The organism is Nocardioides sp. P5_C9_2, from assembly GCF_054049555.1.
Genome location: NZ_JBFUMD010000368.1, coordinates 1 through 4,045, shown reverse-complemented (window position 1 = coordinate 4,045; position 4,045 = coordinate 1). Strand labels below are relative to the sequence as shown.

The window sequence follows — 4,045 nt, the reverse complement described above, 5'->3', positions numbered from 1 at the left end:
CCGTACACCTCGACAGTCCCGGCGGTGGGGGAGGTGAGGCCGAGCAGCATGTCGACGGTCGTGGTCTTGCCGGCGCCGTTGGGCCCGAGGAAGGCCACGATCTCGCCGGGGGTCACGGTCAGGTCGACGGCGTCGACCGCGGTGACGGTGGTGCCGTCGGGGAGACGGAAGGTCTTGGTGAGTCCGGTGGCGCGGATGGCCGCGGGAGGGGTGTGGATGCTCATGCCCCCAGCGTGGCTGCCCGGGCGACCCGGGTCCCGGCCCACATGTCACGACCTCCCCATGACGGGTGTCATGGGGAGGTCGTGGGGGTCCTTCAGGTCGTGCGGGCCGACCGGGTCAGAACGCGGCCTCGTCGAGGTCCATCAGCGACAGGTCGGTGCCCTCGGCGATGGCCCGCTCGGCGGTGAGCCGCGGCAGGTTGGTCCGGGCGAAGAACTGCGCCGCCGCGACCTTGCCCTCGTAGAACGCGGTGTCCTTGCCCGCGTCCCCGGCGAGCTTGGTGAGCGCGACCTCGGCCTGCCGCAGCAGCAGCCATGCGCACACCACGTCACCCAGGGCCATCAGCAGGCGGGTCGTGTTGAGGCCCACCTTGTAGATGTTGCGCAGGTCGCCACCCTCGGCGGAGGCGTCGGCCGACATCAGGTCGTTGATCATGTGGCCGACGATGGCGTTGGCGTCCTCGAGCCCGGTCGCCAGCAGCTGGCGCTCGACCTTGAGGCGGCCGTTGCCCGCCTCGCTCGCGACGAAGCCCTCGATCTCCTTCGCCAGGTGACCCAGCGCGCGGCCCTGGTCCTTGACGATCTTGCGGAAGAAGAAGTCCTGGCCCTGGATCRCCGTGGTGCCCTCGTAGAGGGTGTCGATCTTGGCGTCGCGGACGTACTGCTCGACCGGGTACTCCTGGAGGAAGCCGGAGCCGCCGAAGGTCTGCAGCGACTCGGTGCCCAGCAGCACCCAGGAGCGCTCGGATCCGTAGCCCTTGACGATGGGCAGCAGCAGGTCGTTGACCGCCGCCGCCAGCTCGTCCTTCTCGCCCGCGTGCTCGGCGATCATGACCCGGTCCTGCCAGGTGGCCGTGTAGAGCACCAGGGCGCGCATGGCCTCGGCGAACGACTTCTGTGTCATCAGCGAGCGGCGCACGTCGGGGTGGTGGGTGATCGTCACCCGCGGCGCGGTCTTGTCGGCCGCCTGGGTCAGGTCGGCGCCCTGGACGCGCTCCTTGGCGTACTCGAGGGCGTTGAGGTAGCCGGTCGAGAGCGTGGCGATGGCCTTGGTGCCGACCATCATCCGGGCGTTCTCGATGACGTCGAACATCTGCGCGATGCCGTTGTGGACCTCGCCCAGCAGCCAGCCCCGGGCGGGCTCGCCGCCGCCGACCTGCGGGTCGCCGAAGGTGACCTCGCAGGTGTTGGAGACCTTGATGCCCATCTTGTGCTCGACGTTGGTGACGTAGACGCCGTTGCGCTCGCCGGTGAGCTCACCGGTCTGGTGGTCGAAGTGGTACGTCGGCATCCAGAACAGCGACAGGCCCTTGGTGCCCGGGCCGCCGGCACCCTCGACCCCCTCGGGACGGGCCAGGACGAGGTGCATCGTGTTGTCGCTGAGGCCACCCTCGGCGGAGGTGATGAAGCGCTTGACGCCGGTGACGTTCCAGGAGCCGTCCTCGTTGGGGGTGGCCTTGGTGCGGCCGGCGCCGACGTCGGAGCCCGCGTCGGGCTCGGTCAGCACCATGGTGCACGGCCACTGGCGCTCGACCATGATCTCGGCGACGCGCCGGTCGCGGTCGTTGCCGTTGTTGTGGACGACACCGGCGAACGGCGGGCCGGCGGCGTACATCCACACGGGGGCGTTGGCGCCCAGCACCATCTCGCCCATGGCCCACACGAGCGAGGACGGGGCGGGGGTGCCGCCGAGCTCCTCGCGGATCTGGAGACGCCAGTACTCGGAGTCCATCCAGGCCTGGTAGCTCTTCTTGAAGGAGTCGGGCACGGGTGCCGTGTGGGTCTGGGGGTCGAAGACCGGCGGGTTGCGGTCGCTGTCGACGTACGACGCGGCGAGGTCGTCGCGCGAGAGACGCGCCACCTCGGCGAGGATCTCGCGAGCGGTCTCACCGTCGACCTCGGCGAAGGGACCCTGGCCGAGGACCTCGTCCCGGCCGAGCACCTCGAAGAGGTTGAACTCGATGTCGCGCAGGTTGCTCTTGTAGTGGCTCACGATCCACCTATTCCGTTTCGGGGCACCGGTCCCACGAGGGATCCGGTCCAGTGGTGGCCGGCCCCGCGGAGCGGGTCCGGCGGCGAGCAGCCCGTGCTGCTACTCGCCAGTAACAAAATGATGCCTCGCCGATCGCCCCCGCGCAACACGAACGCCACATGTCGCGGATCACTGATGATGGGTACGACCGCGCCTTGACCCACTTGATTACGTATATCTACTCTCTAGATAGACATACGCAGAAGAAGGGTCGCACCTCCATGCGCAAGCTCATCGTGCTCGGCTTCGTCGGGCTCATCGCACAGCTCATCGACGGATCCCTGGGCATGGCCTACGGGGTCACGTCCTCCACCCTGCTGATCGCTGCCGGTGTCGCCCCGGCCGCCGCGTCYGCGGCCGTCCACTTCTCCGAGATCGGGACCTCGCTGGTCTCGGGGGCCTCGCACCACCGCCTCGGCRACGTCGACTGGCGCACCGTCTCGATCCTCGCCGTCCCCGGCTTCGTCGGCGCGTTCATCGGCGCGACGGCCCTGTCCAACCTGGACGCCGCGATCGCCAAGCCGATCGTCGCCACGATCCTGCTGGGCCTCGGCGTGTACGTCATCTACCGGTTCCTGCGCCTGGGCGGTCGCCGACCGCAGTTCAAGGCGCGCCCCTCCGCGGGGTTCCTGGCCCCGATGGGCCTGGTGGCCGGCGCCCTCGACGCCATCGGCGGCGGCGGGTGGGGCCCGGTCGGGACGACCTCGCTGCTCTCCAGCGGGCGCCTCGAGCCCCGCAAGGTGGTCGGCTCGATCGACACCTCGGAGTTCGTGGTCGCCGTGGGCGGGTCCCTGGGCTTCATCCTCGCGCTGGGCAGCCAGGGCATCAACTGGGGCTACGCCGGAGCCCTGCTGGCCGGTGGCGTCGTCGCCGCGCCCATCGCCGCGTGGCTGGTCAAGCACCTCGCCGCCCGGGTGCTCGGCGTCGCGGCCGGCGGCCTGATCGTGCTCACCAACACCAAGACGGTGCTCGAGTCGCTCGGCGCCAGCGGCATCGTGGTCGGCCTGGCCGCAGCCGTCCTCTTCACCCTGTGGGTGACGGGCATCGCCTGGGCGGTCAAGCAGGAGCGTCTCGCCCGCGAGGTCGCCGACGACCGTCCGATGGAGCCGGCGGCGGTCTGAGGGACGGGCCCGGGAGAGGCTCGGGGCCCGAGGTGGAGTGAGTTGGGCGACTTGTCTGACAAACTCCTCCCATGCGCGTCTCCGCCAAGGCCGACTATGCCCTCCGGGCTCTGATCGAGATCGCCGTCCGCGCGGACGGCTCCGCGGTGAGCGCCGAGCAGCTCGGCAAGGCGCAGGACATCCCCCACGGGTTCCTGCAGGCCATCCTCGCCGACCTGCGTCGCGCCGACATCGTGGTGTCCCAGCGCGGCCAGTCGGGCGGGTGGCGCTTCGCGCGCGGACCCGAGACGGTCACCGTCGCGGACGTCATCCGGGCCGTCGACGGCCCGCTCGTGTCGGTCTACGGCCTGCGGCCCGAGGCGGTCGCGTACGGCGACTCGGCGCAGGTGCTCCAGCWCGTCTGGATCGCGGCGCGCAGCTCCTTGCGTGGAGTCTTCGAAGGGGTGTCGATCCAGGACCTGGCCGACGGCACCCTGCCGCCCGAGGTCGCCTCGCTCACGACCGACGACGACGCCTGGCAGCCGCACTGAACGACCCTGAGCTTCCGCGCAGGTGAGTGGAACTTCAGAGCCGGTGCCGGACGAGGTCGGCTTGCTGACCGCCGCCGACGACGCCTGGCAGCCGCACTAGGCAGCGACGTCGCGGCGCCGGCGGCCGAGCTTGGCCAGCCG

4 protein-coding genes are annotated in these 4,045 nt (G+C 70.5%); 2 read left to right on the top strand and 2 right to left on the bottom strand.

All coding sequences use genetic code 11. From position 1 onward, the window contains the following. Both ACXJKL_RS16195 and ACXJKL_RS16190 read right to left on the bottom strand, forming a co-directional pair. On the bottom strand, nucleotides 1–224 hold a 224-nt coding region (locus tag ACXJKL_RS16195), incomplete at its 3' end, for an ATP-binding cassette domain-containing protein (protein ID WP_457208055.1). Nucleotides 225–339: 115 nt separating this feature from the next. Then, nucleotides 340–2,214 carry an acyl-CoA dehydrogenase gene (locus ACXJKL_RS16190; RefSeq protein ID WP_457208054.1) on the bottom strand — a complete coding sequence of 625 codons (1,875 nt, stop codon included), beginning with the start codon at nucleotides 2,212–2,214 and terminating at the stop codon, nucleotides 340–342. 260 nt (nucleotides 2,215–2,474) lie between these two features. Between ACXJKL_RS16190 and ACXJKL_RS16185 the strand changes: the two genes are divergently transcribed. After that, entirely contained in the window at nucleotides 2,475–3,374 is a 900-nt protein-coding gene (locus ACXJKL_RS16185) for a sulfite exporter TauE/SafE family protein (protein ID WP_457208053.1), read from the top strand. A 71-nt stretch (nucleotides 3,375–3,445) separates the two neighbouring features. Beyond that, nucleotides 3,446–3,904 carry an RrF2 family transcriptional regulator gene (locus tag ACXJKL_RS16180; protein ID WP_457208052.1) on the top strand — a complete coding sequence of 153 codons (459 nt, stop codon included), beginning with the start codon at nucleotides 3,446–3,448 and terminating at the stop codon, nucleotides 3,902–3,904. Nucleotides 3,905–4,045: the final 141 nt, after the last annotated feature.